Here is a 23691-nt window from a genome sequence, read left to right on the forward strand (position 1 = left end):
CTCACAGTCCCAGCATCATCTGCGCGATGATGTTCTTTTGAATTTCGTTCGAGCCGCCGTAGATCGACGTCTTGCGGAAGTTGAAGTAGTACGCGGCGAGCGGCGCGGCATCGTCGTCGCCGGCTGCGCTGTGCGCGCGCTCGCCTTCGAGATACGCCGGATCGAACGCGGCCGCCTGCGGACCGACCGCCTCGACCATCAACTCGGTCAGCGCCTGCTGGACTTCGGTGCCCTTGATCTTGAGCATCGACGCTTCCGGGCCCGGTCCGCGCCCTTCTGCCTCGCTCGCGACGACCCGCTGCACCGTGACTTCCAGCGCCATGAGTTCGATGTCGAGCGCGGCGACCTTGGCGGCGAACACCGGATCGCGCAGCAGCGGCTTGCCGTTTTTCGTCTGGTCGAGCGCGAGGCGCTTGAGAAAGATCAGCTCGCGTTTCGACTGCCCGACGCGCGCGATACCCGTGCGCTCGTGGCCGAGCAGATACTTCGCGTAGGTCCAGCCGCGGTTCTCGTCGCCGACCAGGTTTTCGACCGGCACTTTCACGTCTTCGAAGAACACTTCGTTGACTTCGTGATCCTCGTCGAGCGTGATGATCGGGCGCACGGTGATGCCCGGCGTCTTCATGTCGATCAGCAGGAACGAGATGCCCTCCTGCTTTTTCGCGGACGGATCGGTGCGCACGAGGCAGAACATCATGTCGGCGTGCTGGCCGAGCGTCGTCCAGGTCTTCTGGCCGTTGACGATGTAGTGATCGCCGGCACGCTCCGCCCGCGTTCTCAGCGAGGCGAGATCGGAACCGGAACCGGGCTCCGAGTAGCCCTGGCACCACCAGTCGGAGCCATCGAGGATACGCGGCAGATACCGGGCCTTTTGCGCGGCGGTGCCGTATTTCATCAGGACCGGCGCGACCATCGACACGCCGAACGGCAACACGCCCGGCGCGCCGGCGCGGGCGCATTCCTCGTCCCAGATGTGGCGCTGGGTCGCGTCCCACCCAGGGCCGCCGTATTCTTCAGGCCACGCGATCACGGACCAGCCGCGCGCGCCGAGCAGCTTGTGCCAGCTCGCGTAGTCGTCGCGATTGAGTCGTTTGTGATTGAGTACCTTGTCCCGCAGCGGGTGCGGCAGGTTGGCTTCGAGCCAGTTGCGGATCTCGGCGCGAAAAGCGTCGTCCGCGGGGGAGTAGTTCAGGTCCATGCGCGTCTCCTTTCATGGCCCGCATGGGCCACGCGAGAGACACCGCGCGACGAACGTTACTGCAGCGGTTCTTTCAGTGCGGCCGGAACGGGCAGCGGCATCACATCAATGCCTTCTTCGAGCAACGCGTGCGCATCTTCGGGCGTGGCGACGCCCCGAATATTGCGCGCCGGCGCTTCGTTGTAATGCATGCGCCGCGCTTCCTCGGCAAAACGCTCGCCGACGTTCTCAGACTTTTCAAGGACCTCGCGCAAAAACCGCAGCGCACGGGCCTGGATTGCGTTTGCATCGGGCGCGGCGCTGTTCGCTTGCGGCTGCGAAGGCGCGCTCACATTCCGACTCGACGACAGATTCAGGCGGGGCGCCGACGGCATGCGGCTCACCTCGACTGTCGAGCAGACCGGACATGCGACCAGTCCGCGCGACAACTGCGATTCGAACTCTTCGGTTGAAGCAAACCAGCCTTCAAAACGATGTTCGTGTGAGCACTTTAAATCGAGGACCTTCATGCTGATCGGGAGCTTTGCTGGAGTTTATCGCAAAAACGCGCTTTGTGAACGATCGTTCGTTAAGCGCGAATCAGGGACGCCGCCTGTCATGAACCGGCAGGGTGAAGGAATGATTTTAGCCCTTCGGCCCTTTCCCTGCCGGCGTGCGACCTGAAGATAAAAAAACGGCCGGGAAAACCTGCCCCGGCCGCTTCTCGTTCACACATTCAAAAGCTCATCCGCCGATCGGATCGCCGAGCTTCCACTCGCCCGACAGGATCTTCTCCAGCCAGAACACGCCGATGATCGTCTTCACGTCGCTGATGCGACCGCTCTTCACCCAGTCAGCAAGTTGCGTCTGATCGGCAATGAAGGTTTCGAGGAACTCGCCGTCGTCGAGCTTGCGTTCGCCTTCGATCAGGCCGCGCGCGAGATAGAGATCGATGAATTCAGTCGAATACGAAATGACCGGGTGGATGCGAGTCAGGAAAAACCATTCGCGTGCTTCATATCCGGTCTCTTCCTGCAGTTCGCGCTTTGCACACGTCAGTTCGTCTTCGTTCGGATCGATCTTGCCGGCAGGGAATTCGACCAGCACCTTGCCGATCGGATAGCGGAACTGACGTTCAAGCAGCACGCGGCCGTCGTCGAAGAGCGGCAGGATCATCACCGCGCCCGGATGCTCGACGAATTCGCGCGTCGCGTGCTTGCCGTCGGGAAGTTCGACCGTGTCGCACTTGACCGTGAGGAATTTGCCTTCGTGCAGCGTGACGCTTTCGACCGTCTTTTCGATCAGGCCGTCGTCGCTATCGGGAAAGGAGGAATGATCAGCCATCGTGCGCCCTATGCATAAGAGCCGCGACAGCGTGCGCTGTCAGCGGTGTTTGACGAGGTATTGATACGTGAAGCCGGGAAACGCGAGCACGACGAACAGGCTGAAGGTGATGGCGTAAAACTGCCAGCCCTGTTCGAATCGATTGCCCGCGCGCGCCTCGAGCATAAAGCCGAGCGCGCCCACGACAAAATAAAGGACGATCAGCTCGGCGATACGTATCCACGCGCTCTTCTTCGCCGCCCTTCGCCGTGCCCTGCTGGCGGACTGGACAGCGAGCGGAATGGGTACGACGGCGAAAAGACGCTGGTTCAGGAACGGAACGTTGGCGCCCACGAGCGCCAACAACACGATAAACCAGCCCGCAGCCGACATCAGAACGAGAGCGTATGCGTAATGGCCGTCAGACACGCCGACATCAGCGGACCAGGAACGAGGCCGAGCACGAGCACGGCGAGGCCGTTGAATGCGAGCAGACCGCGATTCAATCCGCCGGCGACGATCGGCGATGCGTCCTGCGGTGCGTCAAAGTACATCAGCTTGACGATGCGCAGGTAGTAGAACGCGCCAACCAGCGACGTCATCACGGCCAGCACGGCAAGCCATGTGAGGCCGGCGTTCATCGTTGCTTCGAGCACGGCGAGCTTCGCGTAGAAACCGACCGTCGGCGGAATGCCGGCGAGCGAGAACATCATCACCATCATCACAAACGCAAACACCGGACTGCGCTGGTTGAGGCCCTTGAAGTCGTCGAGCGTTTCGGCTTCGAAGTCGCGGCGTGCCAGCAGCATCACCACGCCGAACGTGCCAAGCGTCGTCACCATGTAGATGATGCTGTAGAACATCGCCGAGCTGTACGCACCGGCTGCGCCCGTCAGCTTGCCGTCGACGACACCCGCGAGCAGGCCGAGCAGCACGAAGCCCATGTTCGAGATCGCCGAATACGCCAGCATCCGCTTGATGTTCTTCTGCACGATACCGGTGACGTTGCCGACGATCAGCGACAGCGCCGCGAGGATCACCAGCATCTCCTGCCAGTCCACAGCGAGCGGCAAGAGGCCCATCACCAGGAAGCGCAGGCCCCACGCAAACGCCGCGACCTTCGGGCCGCCGCCGGTGAGGAGCGTCATCGCGGTCGGCGCGCCCTGATAGACGTCCGGCACCCACATGTGGAACGGCACCGCGCCCATCTTGAACGCCACGCCGGCCACGACGAAGATCACGCCGAAGAGCAGCACTGCGTCGTTGATATGGCCCGAAGCGATCGCCTTCAGCACTTCGTTCAGATCGAGCGAACCGGTCGCGCCGTAGAGCATCGAGATGCCGTAGAGCAGGAAGCCCGATGCGAGCGCACCCAGCACGTAATACTTCATCGCCGATTCGTTCGACTGCGGCGCATCCTTGCGCAGCGCGATGACCGCATACAGCGACAGCGACATCAGTTCGAGGCCGAGATACAACATCAGGAAGTTGTTGCCCGAGATCATCACGCACTGGCCGAGCAGCGAAAACAGGCCAAGCAGGAAGAAGTCGCCGCGGAACAGGTCGCGGTCTTCCAGATACTTCTTCGAGTAGATGATCGACACCGCGTAGCCCAGGCACACCACCGCCTTCATCGCGCTCGCGAACGAATCGACGACGTACATGCGCGAGAAGAAGTAATGCGGCACCGGATCGAGGGCAACGAACGCGAACCACACGCCGACGACGAGCGTCGACACCACGGAAATCAGGTAAGTGACGCGACGGCTCGGCACGCCGAAGATCGTGTCGTTCAACCAGGCCATGACGATCGCCAGCATCAGGATCGTGTCGGGCAACAGGGCACTCATAGGGGCGTTTTGCATGATCTTTTAATTCCTCCGCACGACGTTACTGGGTGAGCGGCAGCTTCGACTGCGCGACGTGGGAGAGCAGGTTTGCCACGGATTCGTGCATCACATCGGTGAATGGCTTCGGATACAGGCCCATGTACAGCGTGAAGATGGCGAGCACGGCAAGCATCAGAATTTCGCGCTTGTTGATGTCCGTCAGCTTGGCAACGTGATCGTTCGCGATCGCGCCGAAGTGCACGCGCTTGTACATCCACAGCGTGTACGCCGCGCCGAGAATCAGCGTGAAGGTCGCGAGGAAACCGATCCAGAAGTTGTACTTCACCGCGGCCAGGATGACCATGAACTCGCCGACGAAACCCGAGGTGCCCGGCAGGCCGCAGTTGGCCATCGCGAAGAGCATCGAGAACGCGGCGAACTTCGGCATTGTGTTCACGACGCCGCCGTAATCCGCGATCTGGCGCGAGTGGACGCGGTCGTACAGCACGCCGATCGCAAGGAACATGGCGCCCGACACGAAGCCGTGCGAGATCATCTGAATGATCGCGCCTTCGACGCCGAGCTGGCTGAAGATGAAGAAGCCGAGCGTGACGAAGCCCATGTGCGCGATCGACGAATACGCCACCAGCTTCTTCATGTCCGTCTGCACGAGTGCGACGAGGCCGATGTAGATCACCGCGATCAGCGAGAGCGTGATGACGACAGGCGAAAGGAAGTGGCTAGCATCCGGCGCGATCGGCAGCGAGAAGCGCAGGAAACCGTAGGCGCCGAGCTTCAGCATGATCGCGGCCAGCACGACGGAGCCGCCCGTCGGCGCTTCCACGTGGGCGTCCGGCAGCCAGGTGTGAACCGGCCACATCGGCACCTTTACGGCAAACGCCAGGAAGAACGCGATGAACAGCAGCACCTGCGGCGTGAAGCCGATCTTCGCGGCCTGCCACGTGGCGAGGTCGAACGTGTGCGTCTGCATGTAGAGATACAGGAGCGCGATCAGCATCAGCAGCGAGCCCATCAGCGTGTACAGGAAGAACTTGAACGCCGCGTACACGCGGTTCGGCCCGCCCCACACGCCGATGATGATGTACATCGGGATCAGCGTCGCTTCGAAGAACACGTAGAACAGCATGCCGTCGGCGGTCGAGAACACGCCGACCATGATGCCCGACAGGATCAGGAACGAGGCGAAGTACTGCCCGACACGCTCGGTGATGACTTCCCAGCCGGCGATCACGACGATCACCGTGATCAGCGCGGTCAGCACGACAAACCACATCGAGATGCCGTCCACGCCGAGGTGGTAAGTGATGTTGAAGCGTTCGATCCAGTTCGCCTGTTCGACGAACTGGAGCGCGGCTGTCGACGAATCGAAGCCGGTGATGAGCGGAATCGTGACGAGCAGCCCGAGGATCGAGCCGATCAGCGCGATCCAGCGCGCGGGCGCCGGGTTTTTATCGGAGCCAACAGCCAGGACCAGGAGGCCGAATACAATCGGCAACCAAATCGCGACACTGAGAATCGGAAAAGAGTGCATAGGGTCCCTCGCCTTATTTGCCGCCGAGCGTTACAAACAGGGTCAAGAGCCCCAACATGCCGATAATCATGGCGAACGCGTAGTGATAGATGTAACCGGATTGAAGGAAGCGGATCACGCCGGCAAACCAGCCGACGAACCGCGCACTGCCGTTGACGATGCCGTCGATGACGGCCACGTCGCCCTCCTTCCAGAGGCCGCGGCCGATCACCACCGCGCCCTTCGCGAAGACGACTTCGTTGATCTTGTCGAAGTAGTACTTGTTGTCGAGCAGCGTGTAGATGCCCGAGAAGCGCTGGCGGATCTTGCCCGGCAAGTCCGTGCGCTTGAGATACAGGAACCACGAGACCACCACGCCCGCGAGCGCCAGCCAAACCGGCAGGCCCGACACGGAATGCACGCCCATCGCAGCCCAGCCGTGGAATTCCTCGGCCATCTCGTGCAGCGCCGGGTGGTTCTCGGCGATGTAGATCACCTTGTCGAACACCACGCCGTGCTGGAAGAAGTCACCGAACAGCATCGGACCGACCGCGATCGCGCCGATCACCACCGACGGAATCGCCAGCAGAACGAGCGGCAACCAGACTACCCACGGTGTTTCGTGCGGTTCGTGTGCGTGACCGTGGTCGTCGTGGCCATGGCCGTGATCGTCATGTCCGTGACCGTGGTCGTCGTGGCCGTGCGCCGCGGCTTCCGCGCCCATCGGCGATTCGGGATGCTTCGGACCGCGGAAGCGCTCTTCGCCGTGGAAGACCATGAAATACATGCGGAACGAGTACAGCGCCGTGACGAACACGCTCGCCACCACCGCAAAGTATGCGAAGCCCGAACCCGGCAGATGCGAGAGTTTCACCGCATCGATGATCGAGTCCTTCGAATAGAAGCCCGAGAAGAACGGCGTGCCGATCAGCGCAAGCGATCCGATCAGCGACGTGATCCACGTGATCGGCATGTACTTGCGCAGACCGCCCATGTTGCGCATGTCCTGGTCGTGGTGCATGCCGATGATGACCGAACCCGCGCCGAGGAACAGCAGCGCCTTGAAGAACGCGTGCGTCGCGAGGTGGAACACCGCGACCGGATACGCCGACACGCCGAGCGCGACCGTCATGTAGCCGAGCTGCGAGAGCGTCGAATAAGCCACTACGCGCTTGATGTCGTTCTGCACGACGCCGAGGAAACCCATGAACAGCGCCGTGATCGCGCCGATCACCGTGACGAACGAGAGAGCCGAATCCGAGAGTTCGAAGAGCGGCGACATGCGCGTCACCATGAAGATACCGGCCGTCACCATGGTCGCCGCGTGGATCAGCGCGGAGATCGGCGTCGGGCCTTCCATCGAATCCGGCAGCCAGACGTGCAGCGGAAACTGTGCCGACTTGCCCATCGCGCCGATGAAGAGGCAAATACAGGCTACCGTCAGGAGGCCCCAGTCCGTGCCGGGGAAGCTCATGCCCGCGAGCTTGGTGCCTTGCGCGAAGACATCGCCGTAGTTCAGCGAACCCGCGAACGCCAACAGGAGGCCGATGCCGAGCAGGAACCCGAAGTCGCCGACGCGGTTCACGATGAACGCCTTCATGTTCGCGTAGATCGCGCTTTCGCGGGTGTAGTAGAAGCCGATCAGCAGGTACGACACGAGACCCACTGCTTCCCAGCCGAAGAAGAGCTGCAGGAAGTTGTTGCTCATCACGAGCACCAGCATCGAGAACGTGAAGAGCGAGATGTACGAGAAGAAACGCTCGTAACCGTCGTCTTCGGCCATGTAGCCGATCGTGTAGATGTGCACCATCAGCGAGACGAAGGTCACGATGACCATCATCATCGCCGTCAGCGAGTCGACCAGGAAGCCAACTTCCATCTTCAGCGAGCCGACGTTCATCCATTCATAGATGGTGCCGTTGAAGCTCGCGCCGTGCATCACCTGCAAGAAGACCATCGCGGAGAGCACGAAGGAAATCGCAACGCCGAGAATGGTGACGCGGTGCGAGTTCATGCGCCCTACCGCTTTCCCGGCGAGCCCGGCGATCAGCGAACCGACTAGCGGTGCCAGCGGAATCGCGAGCAGCAGGTTTTCATTGAGTGTCGTGGACATAACAGCCTAGCCTGAATTTAACCTTTGAGCTGATCGAGATCCTCGACGTTGATCGTGTCGAGGCTGCGGAACAGGGTCACCAGAATCGCGAGACCGATCGCCGCTTCGGCGGCGGCCACGGTCAGCACGAAGAACACGAAGATCTGGCCGTGCACGTCGCCGAGATAGTGCGAGAAGGCGACGAAATTGGTGTTCACCGCGAGCAGCATCAGTTCGATCGCCATCAGGATGATGATCACGTTGCGGCGGTTCAGGAAAATCCCGACGATGCTGATCGCGAACAGGATCGCGCCGAGCACGAGGTAATGGGCAAGACTCAACATTTTCTTTCTCTCCTTCTCGCTCAGCCCTTGTTGTCGACCGTGCCCGCACCGGCGTTGCCGGTCACGGGAGGATTGGTCGACGCGTCGGGCGCTTCCTTTTCCGACTTCATCTTGACGATACGAACGCGATCCGAAGCGCGCACCTTGACCTGCTCGCTCACCGTCTGACGCTTGTTGTCCTTCTTTTCGCGGATGGTCAGCGCGATGGCCGCGATGATCGCCACCAGCAGGATCAGACCCGCGATTTCGAACGCGAAGATGTAGTCCGTGTAGATGACCTTGCCGATCAATCCGGTGTTCGACATCACCGCGCCGCCACCGACACCCGCGCCCGACGTCACGTCGTGCACCGGCGCGACCGTCGCGCCGTAGCCGTGCCACAGAATCAGCGCGGTCTCGATGATGATGATTGCGCCGACGATGCTCGCAATCGGCACGAACTTCCTAAAGTCGCGATGCAATTCGTCGAGGTTGATGTCGAGCATCATGACCACGAACAGGAAGAGCACCATCACGGCGCCGACGTAGACCAGAACCAGCAGGATCGCGAGGAATTCGGCCTGGAGCAGCATCCAGATCGCGGCCGCGTTAAAAAACGCGAGCACGAGGAACAGCGCGGATGCCACGGGATTGCGCGAAGTGATCACCTTCAGCGCCGACACGGTCAGCAGCAGCGCGAAGATATAGAACAGTACGGTCGTGAATTCCATGATTACCGGTTCATCGTTAGGCCATCATCAGGCATTGTGTTTGGACACGGGCGCTTCGTTGTTGCGTTGCTCGTTGCTTCGCCGCGATGCTTTGGAACGTGCAGGTGCAGACTCAGCGCGCGTGCCGGAACAGCAGGTGTATTCGATTCGAGCGGGGACTCGTTGTGATTCTTCCCCGCTCCATGCGCATCAACGCATCATCAGCGATAAGGCGCGTCTGCCGCCTTCGATGCCGCGATTTCCGTTTCGTAACGGTCGCCGACGGCCAGCAGCATGTCCTTCGTGAAATACAGGTCGCCGCGCTTCTCGCCGTGGTACTCGAGAATGTGCGTTTCGACGATCGAATCGACCGGGCAGCTTTCCTCGCAGAAGCCGCAGAAGATGCACTTGGTCAGGTCGATGTCGTAGCGCGTCGTGCGGCGCGTGTTGTCGGCGCGCGTTTCGGATTCGATCGTAATCGCGAGCGCCGGGCACACCGCTTCGCACAGCTTGCATGCGATACAGCGCTCTTCGCCGTTCTCGTAGCGGCGCAACGCGTGCAGGCCGCGAAAACGCGGGGAGATCGGCGTCTTCTCTTCCGGGAACTGCACGGTGATCTTGCGCTGGAACGTATAACGTCCGGTCAGCGCGAGGCCCTTGAGCAGTTCGGTCAGAAAGAAGGTCTTAAAAAAATTCTGAATTGCGGTCATGGTTATTTCATCCGCCCTTTATTTCCAGATGTTCAGCGGTGACATGATCCAGAAGCCGACCACCACCACCCACACCACCGACACCGGCAGGAACACCTTCCAGCCGAGACGCATGATCTGGTCGTAGCGGTAGCGCGGGAACGTCGCACGCGCCCAGATGAACACCGACAGCAGGAAGAAAATCTTCAGCACGAACCAGAACACGCCCGGGATGAAGTGCAGGAAGCCGAACGGCGCGTCCCAGCCGCCGAGGAACAGCGTCGTCGCGATCGCCGAAATCACGATCATGTTGATGTACTCGGCGAGGAAGAAGAGCGCGAACGCCATGCCCGAGTAATCGATCATGTGACCCGCGACGATTTCCGATTCGCCTTCCACCACGTCGAACGGGTGGCGGTTCGTTTCGGCGATGCCCGAGATGAAGTACACGACGAACATCGGCAGGAGCGGCAGCCAGTTCCACGACAGGAAGTTGACGCCGAAGCCCGCGAAAATGCCGCGCTGTTGCGACGTCACGATGTCCGACAGATTCAGCGAACCCGCGACCATCAGCACGACGACGAGTGCGAAACCCATCGAGATTTCGTACGACACCATCTGGGCCGCCGCACGCATCGCGCCGAGGAACGCGTATTTCGAATTTGACGCCCAGCCGGCAAGAATCACACCGTACACGCCGATCGACGAAATCGCCATCACATAGAGCAGGCCGGCGTTGATGTTGCCGAGCACGGCTTCGGCCTGGAACGGAATCACCGCCCACACGGCGAAAGCCGGGACCACGGTCATGACCGGCGCGATCAGGTAGATCCACTTGCTCGCCTGCAGCGGCTGAATCACTTCTTTCAGCAGCAGCTTCAGCACGTCGGCGATCGGCTGCAACAAGCCCATCGGACCGACGCGGTTCGGCCCGATACGCACGTGCATCCAGCCGATGAGCTTGCGTTCCCACAGGATCAGGTACGCCACGCACAGCAGGATGACGACGGAGACCACCAGGATGCGGACCAGCGCCCACACCGTCGGCCATGCGACGCCGAGAATCTGCGTGCCGCCCGCGTTGATCGTATCGAACAAGCCCATTTACGCCTTCTCCACTACCAGTTCACCGAACAAGCCGCCGAGCGCGGCGCCAGCCGTCGTACCCGCCGACACGCGGACCACCGTTTCCGCCAGATTCGCATCGCGAACCGCCGGCAGTACCACCGACAGGCCGCCTTGGGAGATGCGCACGGCATCGCCGTTTTTGAGGCCGAGCCGGTCGAAGAGCGACGTCGGCAGGCCGGCGACGTTCGCGTCGCGAGCCGCCGCCGTCAGATGCAGCGATTCGGCGCGGCGCGACAGCGCGTCGGCGTGATAGATCGGCACATCTGCGAGACGCTCGAACTGGCCTTGCCCTGCCGACACCGCCGTCTTGCGCTGCGGCGCGACGCTCGTCTTGTTCGACAGACGCACGCTCAGGTCGCCCGTACCGAGCGCGGCGTTGCGCACTTCTTCGGCCGTATCGAAGTCGAAACCCGGCAAACCGAGCACGCTGCCGAGCACGCGCAGCACCTTCCAGCCCGGACGCGCCTCGCCGAGCGGACGCACGACACCGTTGAACGACTGCGCAGTGCCTTCGGCATTGACGAACGTGCCGGACGTTTCCGTGAACGGCGCGATCGGCAGGAGCACGTCGGCGTATTCGGTGCCGTGCTTGAACGCCGACAACGCGACGACCATCTCCGCCTGCTTGAGCGCGGCGAGTGCCTGCGCGGGGTTCGCCGTATCGAATTCAGGTTCGACGTTGAAGAGCACGTAGCCCTTGCGCGGCTGTTCGAACACTTCGCGCGCGTTGAGACCGCCCTCACCCGGCAATGCATCGACGAGATGCGCGCCGACCGTGTTGGCCGCTTCCGTGAGGAAGCCGAGCGTGGCGCCGGTGCTGTCGGCAATCCACTGAGCCACCGCTTGAATCTGTGCGAAGTCGGGATGCTGCACGGCGCTGTTGCCGAGCAGGACAACGCGCTTTTCGCCGGCCGACAGCGATGCTGCCACGTCCTTCGCAGCCGCCGACACTTCGCGGCCCGCGAACGCTTCCGGCAACGCGACGCCGCGCGCTTCCGCGACAGCGGCCGCGATGGCTGCGAGCTGGTCGAGCCATGCCGACGGCGCGGCGACCATGCGATGCGCGGCCGGAATCAGCGAGTCGTCGTTGCTGGCGTGCAGGAACGTGAGCTTCGCGCCGCTCTTCGCGGCCTGACGCAGACGCGCGGCAAAGAGCGGATGATCGCGACGCAGGAACGAGCCGATGATGAACGCGGTATCGATCATCGACAGATCGGCGATCTTCACGCCGAGCCACGGCGCACCGACGCCGGCCGGCGCCGAAAAGTCGCTCTGACGCAGACGGAAATCGACGTTCGGCGAGCCGACGCCTTCAGCGAACTGCTTCAGCAGATGCAGTTCTTCGATCGAGCTATGCGGCGTCGCCAGAGCGGCGATCGCGTTCGCTCCGTGATCGGCCTTGATGCCCTTGATGCCCTTCGCTACGTATTCCAGCGCCGTCTGCCAGTCGGTTTCGATCCACTGGCCGCCCTGCTTCAACATGGGCGTGGTCAGGCGCTCGGCGCTGTTGAGCGCTTCGTACGAGAAGCGATCCTTGTCCGAAATCCAGCATTCGTTGATGGCTTCGTTTTCCATCGGGAGAACGCGCATCACGCGGTTGTTCTTCACCTGGACGACGAGATTTGCGCCAACCGAATCGTGCGGGCTCACCGACTTGCGGCGCGACAGCTCCCACGTCCGCGCGCTGTAGCGGAACGGCTTGCTCGTCAATGCGCCGACCGGGCACAGGTCGATCATGTTGCCCGACAGTTCCGAATCCACCGTCTTGCCGACGAACGACGTGATCTCCGAATGCTCGCCGCGGCCCAGCATACCGAGTTCCATCACGCCCGCGACTTCCTGGCCGAAGCGAACACAACGCGTGCAGTGAATGCAGCGCGTCATTTCTTCCATTGAGATGAGCGGGCCGACGTTCTTGTGGAACACGACGCGCTTTTCTTCGTTATAGCGCGACTGCGACTTGCCGTAGCCGACGGCCAGATCCTGCAACTGGCATTCGCCGCCCTGATCGCAGATCGGGCAGTCCAGCGGGTGATTGATCAGCAGGAATTCCATCACGGACTGCTGCGCCTTCACGGCCTTGTCGGACGTCGTGCGCACGATCATGCCGGCGGAAACCGGTGTCGCACAGGCGGGCACGGCCTTCGGCATCTTTTCGACTTCGACGAGGCACATCCGGCAGTTCGCCGCGATCGACAGCTTCTTGTGATAGCAGAAGTGAGGAATGTACGTATCGACCTTGTGCGCAGCCTGGATCACCATGCTGCCTTCAGGCACCTCTACTGTCTTGCCGTCAATTTCTAGTTCAACCATGATGGGGAATGGTCCTTAACCTTTATCGCGCCTTCACGCGGTAAGCGCTTCGGACGCCGCATGGTGCGCGTGTCCGCCGACGAGACAATGCTTGTGCTCGACGTGATATTCGAATTCGTTCCAGAAGTGCTTCAACATGCCGCGCACCGGCATGGCGGCTGCGTCACCGAGGGCGCAAATCGTGCGGCCCATGATGTTTTCGGCAACCGAGTTCAGCAGATCCAGATCTTCCTTGCGGCCGAGACCGTGTTCGATACGATGCACGACACGATAGAGCCACCCCGTACCCTCGCGGCACGGCGTGCACTGACCGCACGACTCCTCGTAATAGAAGTACGACAGGCGCAAGAGCGAACGCACCATGCAGCGCGTTTCGTTCATGACGATCACCGCGCCCGAGCCAAGCATCGAGCCGGCTTTCGCGATCGAATCGTAGTCCATGTCGGTGGCGAGCATCATGTCGCCCGGTACGACCGGCGCCGATGATCCACCCGGAATCACCGCCTTGACCGACTGCCCGCGCACGCCGCCGGCGAGTTCCATCAGAGTCGAGAACGGCGTGCCAAGCGGAATCTCGTAGTTGCCCGGACGATTCACGTCGCCAGAAACCGAGAAGATCTTCGTGCCGCCGTTGTTCGGCTTGCCCATCTCCAGATAATTCTGGGGACCCACTTCGAGCAGGAACGGAACGGCTGCGAACGTCTCGGTGTTGTTGATCGTGGTCGGCTTGCCGTACACGCCGAAGCTCGCCGGAAACGGCGGCTTGAAGCGCGGCTGACCCTTCTTGCCTTCGAGAGATTCGAGCAGCGCGGTTTCTTCGCCGCAGATGTAGGCGCCGTAGCCGTGATGCGCGTAAAGCTCGAACGAGAAACCCGAGCCCAGGATGTTCGCGCCGAGATACCCGGCCGCGCGCGCTTCTTCGAGCGCCGCTTCGAACACCTTGTAGACTTCCCAGATTTCGCCGTGGATGTAGTTGTAGCCAACGGAGATGCCCATCGCATATGCGCCGATGGCCATGCCTTCGATCAGCGAATGCGGGTTCCAGCGCAGGATGTCGCGGTCCTTGAACGTACCCGGCTCGCCCTCGTCCGAATTGCAGACGAGATACTTCTGCCCCGGAAACTGGCGCGGCATGAAGCTCCACTTGAGGCCGGTCGGGAAGCCCGCGCCGCCGCGGCCGCGCAGACCCGACGCCTTCACATCGGCGATCACCTGCTCGGGCGGAATTTTTTCTTCGAGGATGCGGCGCAACTGCTTGTAGCCGCCGCGCGCGACGTAGTCTTCGACATGCCAGTTCTCGCCGTTCAGGCCGGCCAGAATCAGCGGTTTGATGTGACGATCGTGGAGAGACGTCATTTCGAAAGTTCCTCGATCAACTGGTCGATCTTCTCGCGGCTCATGAAGCTGCACATGCGATGGTTGTTCACCAGCAGCACCGGCGCATCGCCGCACGAACCGAAGCACTCGCCTTCTTTCAGCGTGAACTTGCCGTCAGGCGTGGTTTCGCCGAAGTCGATGCCGAGCTTCTGCTTCAGATACTCGGCGGCGCTGTCGGAACCGCCGTCCGGACCGAGCTGGCACGGCAGGTTCGTGCAGAGCGTGATCTTGTGCTTGCCGACGGGCGAGGTCTCGTACATCGTGTAGAACGTCGCGACTTCCTGCACGGCGACCGCCGGCATGCCGAGATAGTCGGCGACGAACTGCATCAGTTCGGGCGACAGCCAGCCGTGCTCTTCCTGAGCGGTAGCCAGCGCCGACATCACGGCGGACTGCTTCTGCTCCGCAGGATATTTGGCGATCGCACGATCGATTTCTTTCAGGCCTTCAGCTGAGATCATTTTCAGACACGACTCTTTCAATTCCTACCGAACGGAAACCTGCCGCGCCCTTCTTGTTGCGGCAGACCTGGCGTCCTGCTGTTGCTTGTTCGCCTGGCACGCGCGGCGTTGGTATCAGCGCGCGTCTTGCCAGACGACCGAATGTGGATCAGCGATCGATCTCGCCGAACACGATGTCCTGCGTACCGATGATCGTCACTGCGTCGGCGATCATGTGGCCACGCGCCATTTCGTCGAGCGAAGCAAGGTGCGCGTAACCGGGAGCACGAATCTTCAGGCGATAAGGCTTGTTCGCCCCGTCCGACACGAGATAGATGCCGAACTCGCCCTTCGGATGCTCGACGGCGGCGTACGTTTCGCCTTCGGGCACGTGGAAGCCTTCCGTGAAGAGCTTGAAATGGTGAATCAGCTCTTCCATGTTGGTCTTCATGCCGACCCGCGACGGCGGCGCGACCTTGTGATTGTCGATCATCACGGGGCCGGGATTCTTGCGCAGCCACTCAATACACTGTTTGGCGATCCGCGTGGATTGACGCATTTCCTCGACACGCACGAGATAGCGGTCATAGCAATCGCCATTCACGCCGACCGGAATATCGAAATCCATCTGGTCATACACTTCGTACGGCTGCTTCTTGCGCAAATCCCACTCGATACCCGAGCCGCGCAGCATTGCGCCCGTCATGCCGAGCTGCATCGCGCGCTCCGGGCTGACCACGCCGATGCCCACGAGCCGTTGTTTCCAGATGCGATTGTCGGTAAGAAGCGTTTCGTATTCGTCGACGCAACCCGGGAAGCGCGCAAAGAAGTCGTCGAGGAAGTCGAGGAGCGAACCCTGGCGGGTTTCGTTCATCTTCGACAGCGCCTTCGCATTGCGGATTTTCGACGCCTTGTATTGCGGCATTGCGTCAGGCAGATCGCGATAGACGCCGCCCGGCCGATAGTACGCCGCGTGCATCCGCGCGCCGGACACTGCTTCGTACACGTCCATCAGGTCTTCGCGCTCGCGGAACGCGTACAGAAACACCGCCATCGCGCCGACGTCGAGTGCGTGCGAGCCGATCCACATCAGGTGGTTCAGCACGCGCGTGACTTCGTCGAACAGCACGCGGATGTATTTCGCGCGCACCGGCACGTCGATGCCGAGCAGCTTTTCGATTGCCAGCACATAGCCGTGCTCGTTCACCATCATTGACACGTAGTCGAGACGGTCCATGTAGGGCACGGACTGGATGAATGTCTTCGTTTCGGCGAGTTTTTCGGTCGCGCGATGCAACAGGCCGATGTGCGGATCGGCGCGCTGGATCACTTCGCCGTCGAGCTCGAGCACGAGGCGCAGCACGCCGTGCGCTGCCGGGTGCTGCGGGCCAAAATTGAGCGTGTAGTTCTTGATCTCTGCCATGGCGTTCTCTTAGTGTTTCAGACCGCCATAGCGATCTTCGCGAATCACGCGCGGCGTGATTTCGCGCGGTTCGATCGTCACTGGCTGGTAGACCACGCGCTTCTCTTCCGGGTCGTAGCGCATCTCGACATAGCCCGACACCGGGAAGTCCTTGCGGAACGGGTGACCGATAAAACCATAGTCGGTAAGAATGCGGCGCAGGTCGGGGTGGCCTTCGAACACGATGCCATACAGGTCGAACGCCTCGCGCTCGTACCAGTTCGCCGACGACCACACGTCGACGACCGACGGCACGATCGGCACTTCGTCGTCCGGCGCGAACACGCGCACGCGCACGCGCCAGTTGTTCGAGATCGAGAGAAGATGGAGCACGGCGGCGAAACGCGGGCCTTCGTAGGCGCCTTCACCGTAAGTCGAGTAATCGACGCCGCACAGGTCGACCATTTGTTCGAAGCCGAGCTTGCGATCGTCGCGCAACTGCAGCGCCACTTCCGCATAGTTGCTCGCCTTGACGACGATCGTCAGTTGCCCAAGCGCCTCGGTGATGCTCTGGAGACGGTCGCCAAACGCCGCCTCGAGGTTCGCTTTTAGGGTCTCGAGTTTGCTTGCCATAGTTGGGGAGGCTCAGGCCTTATTGACGGGCGATGGTGTTCGTGCGGCGAATCTTCGCTTGCAGCTGAATCACGCCGTACACCAGCGCTTCCGCCGTCGGCGGACAGCCCGGCACGTAGACGTCGACCGGAACAATCCGGTCGCAGCCGCGCACGACCGAATACGAATAGTGATAGTAGCCGCCGCCGTTCGCGCACGAACCCATCGAGATGACCCAGCGCGGCTCGGCCATCTGGTCGTAGACCTTGCGCAGCGCGGGCGCCATCTTGTTGCACAGCGTGCCAGCAACGATCATCACATCCGACTGGCGCGGGCTCGGACGAAACACTACGCCGAAACGGTCGAGGTCGTAGCGGGCAGCGCCCGCATGCATCATTTCGACCGCGCAGCACGCGAGACCAAACGTCATCGGCCAAAGGGAGCCGGTGCGCGTCCAGTTGATCAGCTTGTCAGCCGTGGTGGTGACAAACCCTTCCTTCAAGACCCCTTCGATACTCATTTGCTTTCCACTCCAGATGAGCAGCCAGCCAAAGCTGCCCATGAATCCGGTGATTTAACTGTCATTCCCAGTCGAGACCGCCCTTTCTCCAGATGTAGGCGAAGCCGAGCAAAAATTCGAGCAGAAAAATCATCATGGCCATGAAACCTGGCCATCCGATATCGCGCAGGGCGACGCCCCACGGGAACAGGAAAGCGGTTTCAAGGTCGAAAATAATGAACAGAATAGCCACGAGATAGTAACGCACATCAAATTTCATACGCGCGTCTTCGAAAGCTTCGAAGCCACATTCGTACGGTGCGTTCTTTTCGGTGTCAGGCTTGTTGGGACCGAGGATCTTGCCGATGCTGACCAACGCTATGCCTAAACCAGTGCCCACCAGGAGGAACAACAAGACGGGGTAATAGGGTGCGAGGTTCAAGGCTATCCTCAAATCGGTTGGGTCAGTTGATTGATACGGGTGCTTCAGCCGGGACAGACCACCCGGTCGAGAATTTCACTTCGGATCGCTCACGAACACAATCAGATCGTAAGCGTACTCCAGAAGTGACAATGCCAGCCGAAGCGATGCATGCGGCTGGCATTGGATAACTTTGGTGCCGACGGCGAGACTCGAACTCGCACAGCTTTCGCCACTACCCCCTCAAGATAGCGTGTCTACCAATTTCACCACGTCGGCACTGTCCTGCAATCCGGGAAAACAACCTCTAATTGCCGCGAATCGCTTCAAGACTTGAATTATAACTTGGTGCTACGGATTGTTCAACGCACAAAAAGCGAATTTCGCGAAAAATTTATTCTGGCCTTATTTCGGCACGTCCGCGCCCGGCGCCGACGAAGCAACAGGCGCCGATGCCGGTGCCGAAGCCGCAACGGAAGCAGAAGCGGGCGCAGTCGCCGCACCGCCCAAGACGCCTGCCGAAGCTTGCGGCTTGTAGCTGCCGAGGTAAGTCAGTGCCAGCGTCGAGATGAAAAACACGGCCGCGAGGACGGCTGTCGTGCGCGACAGAAAATTCGCCGAACCGGTTGCGCCGAACAGGCTGCCCGATGCACCGCTACCGAAAGCGGCGCCCATGTCCGCGCCCTTGCCATGCTGCAACAACACGAGGCCGATCACGCCCAACGCCGACAACAACTGGACGACGATGATCAAAGTCTTCAAATACAGCATTTCCACTCACCTGGATCTTTAATGTTGACGCGACACCGATGCGTCGCGCTTCCTGCATTCCCGCGTCTTGCGCCGGCTCAGTTGGACACATCCTGTGCCGCCTGGCAGATCGCCAGAAAATCTTTCGATTTCAACGACGCGCCGCCAATCAGCCCGCCGTCGATATCCTGCTGTGCGAACAATTCCTGAGCATTGTCCGGCTTCACGCTGCCGCCGTAGAGCAACGGGACGCCAACTGCCGAAACGCTCTTCTCCGCGAGCTTCGCGCGAATGAACGCGTGCACGGCCTGAGCTTCGTCGGCGCTTGCGCTCTTGCCCGTGCCGATCGCCCAAACCGGCTCGTAGGCGACCACGATCTTCGCCGCCTGCTCGTCGGACAGCACGAGAAGAACCGCTTCGAGTTGCGTGCCGACGATCTGCTCCGTCACGCCGGTTTCACGCTGCTCAAGCGTCTCGCCGACGCATACGATCGGCGTAAGTCCTGCTTCGAGCGCACGCTGCGCCTTCACGGCGACGAGATCCGAACTTTCGCGATGATACGCGCGACGCTCCGAATGACCGACGATCGCGTAACTCGCACCGAAGTCGGAAGCCATTTCCGCGGAGACCTCGCCGGTGTACGCGCCCGTCGCATAAGCCGACACGTCCTGCACACCCCACGCGACGACCGATCCGCTCAGCAATGCCTGCGACTGCGGCAAATACGGACACGGCACGCAAACTCCGACTCGCACGCCCTTCTGCAAAGCCGACGCACCGGATGCTACTTCGGTCAGCAGCGCGCCGTTCTGCGCGAGCCGGCCGTGCATTTTCCAGTTCCCGACTACCAGTTTCGCTCGTTGTTTCGACATAAGTCTCGCCGCTCGGCAGCGTCGCCGCTGCGTTCTTGGTATGGTTTTCGGTGTGCGCGCCAGTCCGACGAGGAAGGCGCGCCGCGCAAATCGCCTGCAGAACATGCGATTTTACTGTGTCGCGGCGAACCCGGTCAAACCGGCACGATTTTCGCCGGCTGTTCGCTGGCGCTTACGCGCTTTGACTCCAGTCGAGCACGATCTTGCCCACGTGCGTGCTGCCTTCCATCAACTCATGCGCCGCCGCGGCCTGATCGGCGGGAAAAACCTGATGGATGACCGGCTTGATGCGCCCCGCCTCGATTTCCGGCCAGACGCGCTCCTTCAGTTGCGCCGCGATCTTTCCCTTGAACGCGACCGGGCGCGGACGCAGCGTAGAACCGGTGATCACCAGACGCCGGCGCAGGACGTCATTCAGATTGATCTCGGCCTTCGCGCCGCCGAGCAGCGCTATCACGCAGACGCGTCCGCCATCGGCGAGCGCCTTCAGCTCGCGCGGCAGATAGTCGCCCGCGACCATGTCGAGAATCACGTCGACACCGCGATCGTTCGTCAGCGACTTCACCACTTCGACGAAATCTTCGGTCTTGTAGTTGATCGCACGCTCGGCGCCGAGCGCCTCGCATGCGCGGCACTTCTCGCCGGTGCCCGCCGTCACGAACACGCGATGACCGAGCGCCTTCGCGATCTGGATTGCCGTCACGCCGATCCCGCTCGATCCGCCCTGGATCAGGAGCGTCTCTTCCGCGCCGTTTTCGCCCGTGCCGAGATGCGCGCGCTCGAAGACATTGCTCCAGACGGTGAAGAAGGTTTCCGGCAGCGAAGCCGCTTCGATATCGGAAAGACCTTTCGGCGCCGGCAGGCATTGCTCGGTCGGCGCAACCGCGTATTCCGCATAGCCCCCGCCCGCGAGCAGCGCGCACACGCGATCGCCCTTCTTCAGGCCGAACGGATTGTGCTTCGGATCGAACGCGTCCTCGCCTGCATCGACGATTTCGCCCGCCACTTCCAGCCCCGGCAGATCCGAAGCGCCCGGCGGCGGCGCGTAGCCGCCCTTGCGCTGAAATACATCCGGGCGGTTCACGCCGGAGGCCGCGACCTTGATCAGCACCTCGCCCGACTTCGGCGCCGGCATCGGGCGCTCGCCCAGTTTCAATACTTCGGGTGCGCCAAATTCAGTGATTTCGATCGCCTTCATCTGCTTCCCCTGAGGTCGGATTCGTCGGTGGTTTCTTAACCGGATGGAACTGCGGACTCAAGCCAAGCTTAATCCACACTGCCATCGAGTCACGCAAAAAAACGAGGCAAAAAAACGGCCGGTTCGCGAAAACGCGACCGGCCGTCGAGACATTACCGCATCAGTGCTGCGGCTGCGTCGGTTCCGTTTGCGCGGCGCCTTCGTTCAGGAGCGCCTTCGCCGACAAACGCACGCGACCCTTCTCGTCCGTCTGGATGACCTTCACGCGCACGACCTGACCTTCCTTCAGATAGTCGTTGATGTCCTTCACGCGCTCGTTGACGATTTCCGAGATGTGCAGCAGACCGTCCTTGCCCGGCAGGATGTTCACGATCGCGCCGAAATCGAGCAGCTTGAGCACCGGACCTTCGTAGATCTGTCCGACTTCCACTTCCGCCGTGATGTTCTCGATGCGCTTCTTCGCTTCGGCCATGCCTTCGCTGCTCGTGCTCGCGATGGTCACGACGCCATCATCCGAAATGTCGATCGTCGTGTTCGTTTCTTCCGTCAGCGCGCGGATCACCGAACCGCCCTTGCCGATCACGTCGCGGATCTTTTCCGGGTTGATCTTGATCGTGATCATGCGCGGCGCGTAGTCCGACAGCACCGTGTTCGTGCCCGGCACAGCCGTGGTCATCTTGCCGAGGATGTGCATGCGGCCTTCCTTCGCCTGCGCGAGCGCAACCTGCATGATTTCCTTCGTGATGCCCTGGATCTTGATGTCCATCTGCAGCGCGGTCACGCCTTGCGCCGTGCCGGCCACCTTGAAGTCCATGTCGCCGAGGTGATCTTCGTCGCCGAGGATGTCGGTCAGAACCGCGAACTTGTTGCCTTCGAGGATCAGGCCCATCGCGATGCCCGCGACGTGCGCCTTCATCGGCACGCCCGCGTCCATCAGCGCGAGACAGCCGCCGCACACTGATGCCATCGACGAAGAACCGTTCGATTCCGTGATTTCCGACACCACGCGGATCGAGTAGCCGAATTCGTCGGCGGACGGCAGGCACGCGGCCAGCGCACGCTTCGCCAGACGGCCGTGGCCGATTTCACGGCGCTTCGGCGAACCGACGCGGCCCGTTTCGCCGGTCGCGAACGGAGGCATGTTGTAGTGGAGCATGAAACGCTCGCGGTACTCGCCTTCGAGCGCGTCGATGTTCTGTTCGTCGCCCTTCGTGCCGAGCGTCGCGACGACGAGCGCCTGCGTTTCGCCGCGCGTAAAGAGCGCCGAGCCGTGCGTACGCGGCAACACGCCCGTGCGGATTTCGATCGGGCGCACCGTGCGGGTGTCGCGGCCGTCGATACGCGGCTCGCCGTTCAGGATCTGCGAACGGACGATCTTTGCTTCGATGTCGAACAGCACGTTGCCGACCGTCGCCTTGTCGGCGGCGACCGTGCCCGATGCCGATGCGTCCTGCTCGAGCGCGGCGGAGGTCGCTGCGTACACTTCCTTCAGCTTGGCCGAACGTGCCTGCTTGTTGCGCAGCTGGTAAGCCGCGAGCAGTTCGTTTTGCGCGAGATCCGTTACGCGGGCGATCAGCGCTTCGTTCTTCGGCGCCGGCGTCCAGTCCCACTCGGGCTTGCCGCCGTCGCGCACGAGTTCGTGGATCGCGTCGATGGCCGTCTGCATCTGCTCGTGGCCGAACACGACGCCGCCGAGCATCACTTCTTCGGAGAGTTGCTTCGCTTCCGATTCCACCATCAGCACGGCGCGCTCGGTGCCGGCGACGATCAGGTCGAGCGCCGATTCCTTCATCTGCGGACGCGTCGGGTTGAGCACGTATTCGTTGTTGATGTACGCGACACGCGCAGCACCGACCGGGCCGTTGAACGGCAGTCCCGACACGGCGAGCGCAGCCGACGCGCCGATCAGAGCGGGAATGTCGGCGGGAATGTCCGGATTCAGCGACAGGACGTGGATCACGACCTGGACTTCGTTATAGAAGCCTTCCGGGAAGAGCGGGCGCAGCGGGCGGTCGATCAGGCGCGAAATCAGCGTCTCGCCTTCCGACGGGCGGCCTTCGCGGCGAAAGAAGCCGCCCGGGATCTTGCCGGCGGCATAGGTCTTTTCGAGGTAGTCGACGGTCAGCGGGAAGAAATCCTGACCGGGCTTCGCGGTCTTCGCGCCGACGACCGTCGCGAGCACGACGGTATCTTCGACGTCGACGATCACTGCGCCGCCTGCCTGACGCGCGATCTCACCCGTTTCCAGGCGGACGTTGTGTTGTCCCCACTTAAATTCTTTGACGATTTTATTGAACATTAGTCACTCCTTGTTCGTTACGCCGCGCCGCGCCGATCGGCATGGGCCGACCGGACGGCGCTAAGCCAGGCGACGGCCGAACCGCGCAAAAAGAGGTGTGTTATGCCATTCCAACGCAACACGACACGCAATGCGCATGACGCGCTGGAATGACACAAAGCTCTGCCGCGAGGCCCGGGCCGGATGTCGGGTCGCTTGATGACCCGGATGACACAGATGATGCGTTTGAAACACTTGCCGGCCAGCGGTCGTTCAAAAACAAAATGCCTGTATCAGCGGACTGACACAGGCACTTCGATGGAACGCTGGCCGCTTGTTGCCAATTACTTACGCAGGCCCAGCTTCTCGATCAGCGAGCGATAACGGTCTGCGTCTTTGCCCTTCAGGTAGTCGAGCAGCTTGCGACGACGGCTCACCATGCGCAGCAGACCGCGGCGGCTGTGGTGATCCTTCGTGTGAGCCTTGAAGTGCAGGGTCAGTTCGTTGATGCGGGTCGTCAGCAGTGCGACTTGCACTTCGGGCGAACCGGTGTCGTTGGCGGCGCGCGCGTATTCTGCGACGACGTCGGACTTCTTGATTTGTGCTGCGGACATTTGCTTTTCCTTTAAAACAGACAGGCGGTCACGGAAGAAAGGCCGTGCCGTGGGTTACTGCCACGAGTTTATTGCCAAGATTTTCGGCGATTTTTTCGCTTCGGACGGTTTCC

Annotated in this window: 23 protein-coding genes and 1 tRNA gene; all 24 read right to left on the minus strand. The window is 61.4% G+C overall.

Going from position 1 to position 23691, the window contains the following annotated elements:
- Position 1 precedes the first annotated feature (1 nt).
- The 24 genes from AWB81_RS16590 to rpsO all read right to left on the minus strand — a co-directional run bounded on the left by AWB81_RS16590 (position 2) and on the right by rpsO (position 23578).
- A complete protein-coding gene (locus AWB81_RS16590; RefSeq protein WP_062637249.1) occupies positions 2-1198 on the minus strand; it encodes an acyl-CoA dehydrogenase family protein in 1197 nt (398 codons plus the stop codon).
- Between the two features lie 56 nt (positions 1199-1254).
- The gene (locus AWB81_RS16595) at positions 1255-1707 is read right to left on the minus strand and encodes a DUF1178 family protein (RefSeq protein WP_062637250.1); all 453 of its coding nucleotides are present in this window, start codon (positions 1705-1707) and stop codon (positions 1255-1257) included.
- Positions 1708-1921: 214 nt separating this feature from the next.
- Positions 1922-2521 (minus strand): NUDIX domain-containing protein, encoded by a 600-nt coding sequence (locus tag AWB81_RS16600; protein ID WP_062637251.1) that lies wholly within the window; start codon positions 2519-2521, stop codon positions 1922-1924.
- A gap of 39 nt (positions 2522-2560) precedes the next feature.
- The gene (locus AWB81_RS16605) at positions 2561-2893 is read right to left on the minus strand and encodes a DUF2818 family protein (RefSeq protein ID WP_062637252.1); all 333 of its coding nucleotides are present in this window, start codon (positions 2891-2893) and stop codon (positions 2561-2563) included.
- Positions 2893-4365: an NADH-quinone oxidoreductase subunit NuoN gene (nuoN, locus tag AWB81_RS16610; RefSeq protein WP_062637253.1), complete on the minus strand. Its 1473-nt coding sequence runs from the start codon at positions 4363-4365 to the stop codon at positions 2893-2895. The genes AWB81_RS16605 and nuoN overlap by 1 nt, the downstream gene beginning before the upstream one ends.
- A gap of 25 nt (positions 4366-4390) precedes the next feature.
- Entirely contained in the window at positions 4391-5881 is a 1491-nt protein-coding gene (locus tag AWB81_RS16615; RefSeq protein ID WP_062637256.1) for an NADH-quinone oxidoreductase subunit M, read from the minus strand.
- Positions 5882-5894: 13 nt separating this feature from the next.
- On the minus strand, positions 5895-7973 hold the full coding sequence (gene nuoL, locus AWB81_RS16620) for an NADH-quinone oxidoreductase subunit L (RefSeq protein WP_062637258.1): 2079 nt from the start codon (positions 7971-7973) through the stop codon (positions 5895-5897).
- A gap of 17 nt (positions 7974-7990) precedes the next feature.
- A complete protein-coding gene (nuoK, locus tag AWB81_RS16625) occupies positions 7991-8296 on the minus strand; it encodes an NADH-quinone oxidoreductase subunit NuoK (protein WP_007588140.1) in 306 nt (101 codons plus the stop codon).
- 20 nt (positions 8297-8316) lie between these two features.
- Positions 8317-9006, minus strand: coding sequence for an NADH-quinone oxidoreductase subunit J (locus AWB81_RS16630; protein WP_062637260.1), 690 nt, complete (start codon positions 9004-9006; stop codon positions 8317-8319).
- 200 nt (positions 9007-9206) lie between these two features.
- Positions 9207-9695 carry an NADH-quinone oxidoreductase subunit NuoI gene (gene nuoI, locus AWB81_RS16635; protein WP_062637266.1) on the minus strand — a complete coding sequence of 163 codons (489 nt, stop codon included), beginning with the start codon at positions 9693-9695 and terminating at the stop codon, positions 9207-9209.
- An 18-nt stretch (positions 9696-9713) separates the two neighbouring features.
- Entirely contained in the window at positions 9714-10778 is a 1065-nt protein-coding gene (gene nuoH, locus AWB81_RS16640; RefSeq protein ID WP_062637268.1) for an NADH-quinone oxidoreductase subunit NuoH, read from the minus strand.
- The gene (gene nuoG, locus AWB81_RS16645; RefSeq protein WP_062637269.1) at positions 10779-13115 is read right to left on the minus strand and encodes an NADH-quinone oxidoreductase subunit NuoG; all 2337 of its coding nucleotides are present in this window, start codon (positions 13113-13115) and stop codon (positions 10779-10781) included.
- A 33-nt stretch (positions 13116-13148) separates the two neighbouring features.
- A complete protein-coding gene (gene nuoF, locus AWB81_RS16650) occupies positions 13149-14471 on the minus strand; it encodes an NADH-quinone oxidoreductase subunit NuoF (RefSeq protein WP_062637272.1) in 1323 nt (440 codons plus the stop codon).
- The gene (nuoE, locus tag AWB81_RS16655) at positions 14468-14953 is read right to left on the minus strand and encodes an NADH-quinone oxidoreductase subunit NuoE (protein ID WP_062637273.1); all 486 of its coding nucleotides are present in this window, start codon (positions 14951-14953) and stop codon (positions 14468-14470) included. The genes nuoF and nuoE overlap by 4 nt, the downstream gene beginning before the upstream one ends.
- Positions 14954-15101: 148 nt before the next feature.
- Positions 15102-16355, minus strand: a complete 1254-nt coding sequence (locus AWB81_RS16660) for an NADH-quinone oxidoreductase subunit D (protein ID WP_062637276.1) — start codon at positions 16353-16355, stop codon at positions 15102-15104.
- A 9-nt stretch (positions 16356-16364) separates the two neighbouring features.
- Positions 16365-16967 (minus strand): NADH-quinone oxidoreductase subunit C, encoded by a 603-nt coding sequence (locus AWB81_RS16665; protein WP_062637278.1) that lies wholly within the window; start codon positions 16965-16967, stop codon positions 16365-16367.
- Positions 16968-16986: 19 nt separating this feature from the next.
- Positions 16987-17466: a NuoB/complex I 20 kDa subunit family protein gene (locus tag AWB81_RS16670; protein WP_006052903.1), complete on the minus strand. Its 480-nt coding sequence runs from the start codon at positions 17464-17466 to the stop codon at positions 16987-16989.
- Positions 17467-17527: 61 nt separating this feature from the next.
- On the minus strand, positions 17528-17887 hold the full coding sequence (locus tag AWB81_RS16675) for an NADH-quinone oxidoreductase subunit A (RefSeq protein WP_062637281.1): 360 nt from the start codon (positions 17885-17887) through the stop codon (positions 17528-17530).
- A 173-nt stretch (positions 17888-18060) separates the two neighbouring features.
- Positions 18061-18145, minus strand: a tRNA-Leu gene (locus AWB81_RS16680).
- A gap of 126 nt (positions 18146-18271) precedes the next feature.
- On the minus strand, positions 18272-18637 hold the full coding sequence (gene secG / locus AWB81_RS16685; protein ID WP_062637283.1) for a preprotein translocase subunit SecG: 366 nt from the start codon (positions 18635-18637) through the stop codon (positions 18272-18274).
- Between the two features lie 77 nt (positions 18638-18714).
- The gene (gene tpiA / locus AWB81_RS16690) at positions 18715-19488 is read right to left on the minus strand and encodes a triose-phosphate isomerase (protein WP_062637286.1); all 774 of its coding nucleotides are present in this window, start codon (positions 19486-19488) and stop codon (positions 18715-18717) included.
- A gap of 172 nt (positions 19489-19660) precedes the next feature.
- Positions 19661-20686, minus strand: a complete 1026-nt coding sequence (locus AWB81_RS16695; protein WP_062637288.1) for an NAD(P)H-quinone oxidoreductase — start codon at positions 20684-20686, stop codon at positions 19661-19663.
- Positions 20687-20846: 160 nt separating this feature from the next.
- Positions 20847-22985 (minus strand): polyribonucleotide nucleotidyltransferase, encoded by a 2139-nt coding sequence (gene pnp, locus AWB81_RS16700; RefSeq protein ID WP_062637290.1) that lies wholly within the window; start codon positions 22983-22985, stop codon positions 20847-20849.
- Positions 22986-23308: 323 nt separating this feature from the next.
- Positions 23309-23578, minus strand: coding sequence for a 30S ribosomal protein S15 (gene rpsO, locus AWB81_RS16705; RefSeq protein WP_062637292.1), 270 nt, complete (start codon positions 23576-23578; stop codon positions 23309-23311).
- Positions 23579-23691: the final 113 nt, after the last annotated feature.

Origin of the sequence: Caballeronia arationis (assembly GCF_001544975.2) — a bacterium.
In the GTDB taxonomy this organism is placed as follows: Bacteria; Pseudomonadota; Gammaproteobacteria; order Burkholderiales; family Burkholderiaceae; genus Caballeronia; species Caballeronia arationis.

Excerpts from the sequence above, each read along its gene's own strand:
- AWB81_RS16605 (WP_062637252.1), bottom strand. The coding sequence starts at position 2,893 with ATGTCGGCTGCGGGCTGGTTTATCGTGTTGTTGGCGCTCGTGGGCGCC.
- nuoG (WP_062637269.1), bottom strand. The coding sequence starts at position 13,115 with ATGGTTGAACTAGAAATTGACGGCAAGACAGTAGAGGTGCCTGAAGGC.
- AWB81_RS16630 (WP_062637260.1), bottom strand. The coding sequence starts at position 9,006 with ATGGAATTCACGACCGTACTGTTCTATATCTTCGCGCTGCTGCTGACC.
- nuoF (WP_062637272.1), bottom strand. The coding sequence starts at position 14,471 with ATGACGTCTCTCCACGATCGTCACATCAAACCGCTGATTCTGGCCGGC.
- AWB81_RS16660 (WP_062637276.1), bottom strand. The coding sequence starts at position 16,355 with ATGGCAGAGATCAAGAACTACACGCTCAATTTTGGCCCGCAGCACCCG.
- AWB81_RS16615 (WP_062637256.1), bottom strand. The coding sequence starts at position 5,881 with ATGCACTCTTTTCCGATTCTCAGTGTCGCGATTTGGTTGCCGATTGTA.
- AWB81_RS16595 (WP_062637250.1), bottom strand. The coding sequence starts at position 1,707 with ATGAAGGTCCTCGATTTAAAGTGCTCACACGAACATCGTTTTGAAGGC.
- nuoK (WP_007588140.1), bottom strand. The coding sequence starts at position 8,296 with ATGTTGAGTCTTGCCCATTACCTCGTGCTCGGCGCGATCCTGTTCGCG.
- nuoN (WP_062637253.1), bottom strand. The coding sequence starts at position 4,365 with ATGCAAAACGCCCCTATGAGTGCCCTGTTGCCCGACACGATCCTGATG.
- nuoH (WP_062637268.1), bottom strand. The coding sequence starts at position 10,778 with ATGGGCTTGTTCGATACGATCAACGCGGGCGGCACGCAGATTCTCGGC.
- AWB81_RS16600 (WP_062637251.1), bottom strand. The coding sequence starts at position 2,521 with ATGGCTGATCATTCCTCCTTTCCCGATAGCGACGACGGCCTGATCGAA.
- pnp (WP_062637290.1), bottom strand. The coding sequence starts at position 22,985 with ATGTTCAATAAAATCGTCAAAGAATTTAAGTGGGGACAACACAACGTC.
- AWB81_RS16590 (WP_062637249.1), bottom strand. The coding sequence starts at position 1,198 with ATGGACCTGAACTACTCCCCCGCGGACGACGCTTTTCGCGCCGAGATC.
- nuoL (WP_062637258.1), bottom strand. The coding sequence starts at position 7,973 with ATGTCCACGACACTCAATGAAAACCTGCTGCTCGCGATTCCGCTGGCA.
- nuoE (WP_062637273.1), bottom strand. The coding sequence starts at position 14,953 with ATGATCTCAGCTGAAGGCCTGAAAGAAATCGATCGTGCGATCGCCAAA.
- secG (WP_062637283.1), bottom strand. The coding sequence starts at position 18,637 with ATGCTGTATTTGAAGACTTTGATCATCGTCGTCCAGTTGTTGTCGGCG.
- tpiA (WP_062637286.1), bottom strand. The coding sequence starts at position 19,488 with ATGTCGAAACAACGAGCGAAACTGGTAGTCGGGAACTGGAAAATGCAC.
- rpsO (WP_062637292.1), bottom strand. The coding sequence starts at position 23,578 with ATGTCCGCAGCACAAATCAAGAAGTCCGACGTCGTCGCAGAATACGCG.
- AWB81_RS16670 (WP_006052903.1), bottom strand. The coding sequence starts at position 17,466 with ATGAGTATCGAAGGGGTCTTGAAGGAAGGGTTTGTCACCACCACGGCT.
- nuoI (WP_062637266.1), bottom strand. The coding sequence starts at position 9,695 with ATGACCGCAATTCAGAATTTTTTTAAGACCTTCTTTCTGACCGAACTG.
- AWB81_RS16665 (WP_062637278.1), bottom strand. The coding sequence starts at position 16,967 with ATGGCAAGCAAACTCGAGACCCTAAAAGCGAACCTCGAGGCGGCGTTT.
- AWB81_RS16695 (WP_062637288.1), bottom strand. The coding sequence starts at position 20,686 with ATGAAGGCGATCGAAATCACTGAATTTGGCGCACCCGAAGTATTGAAA.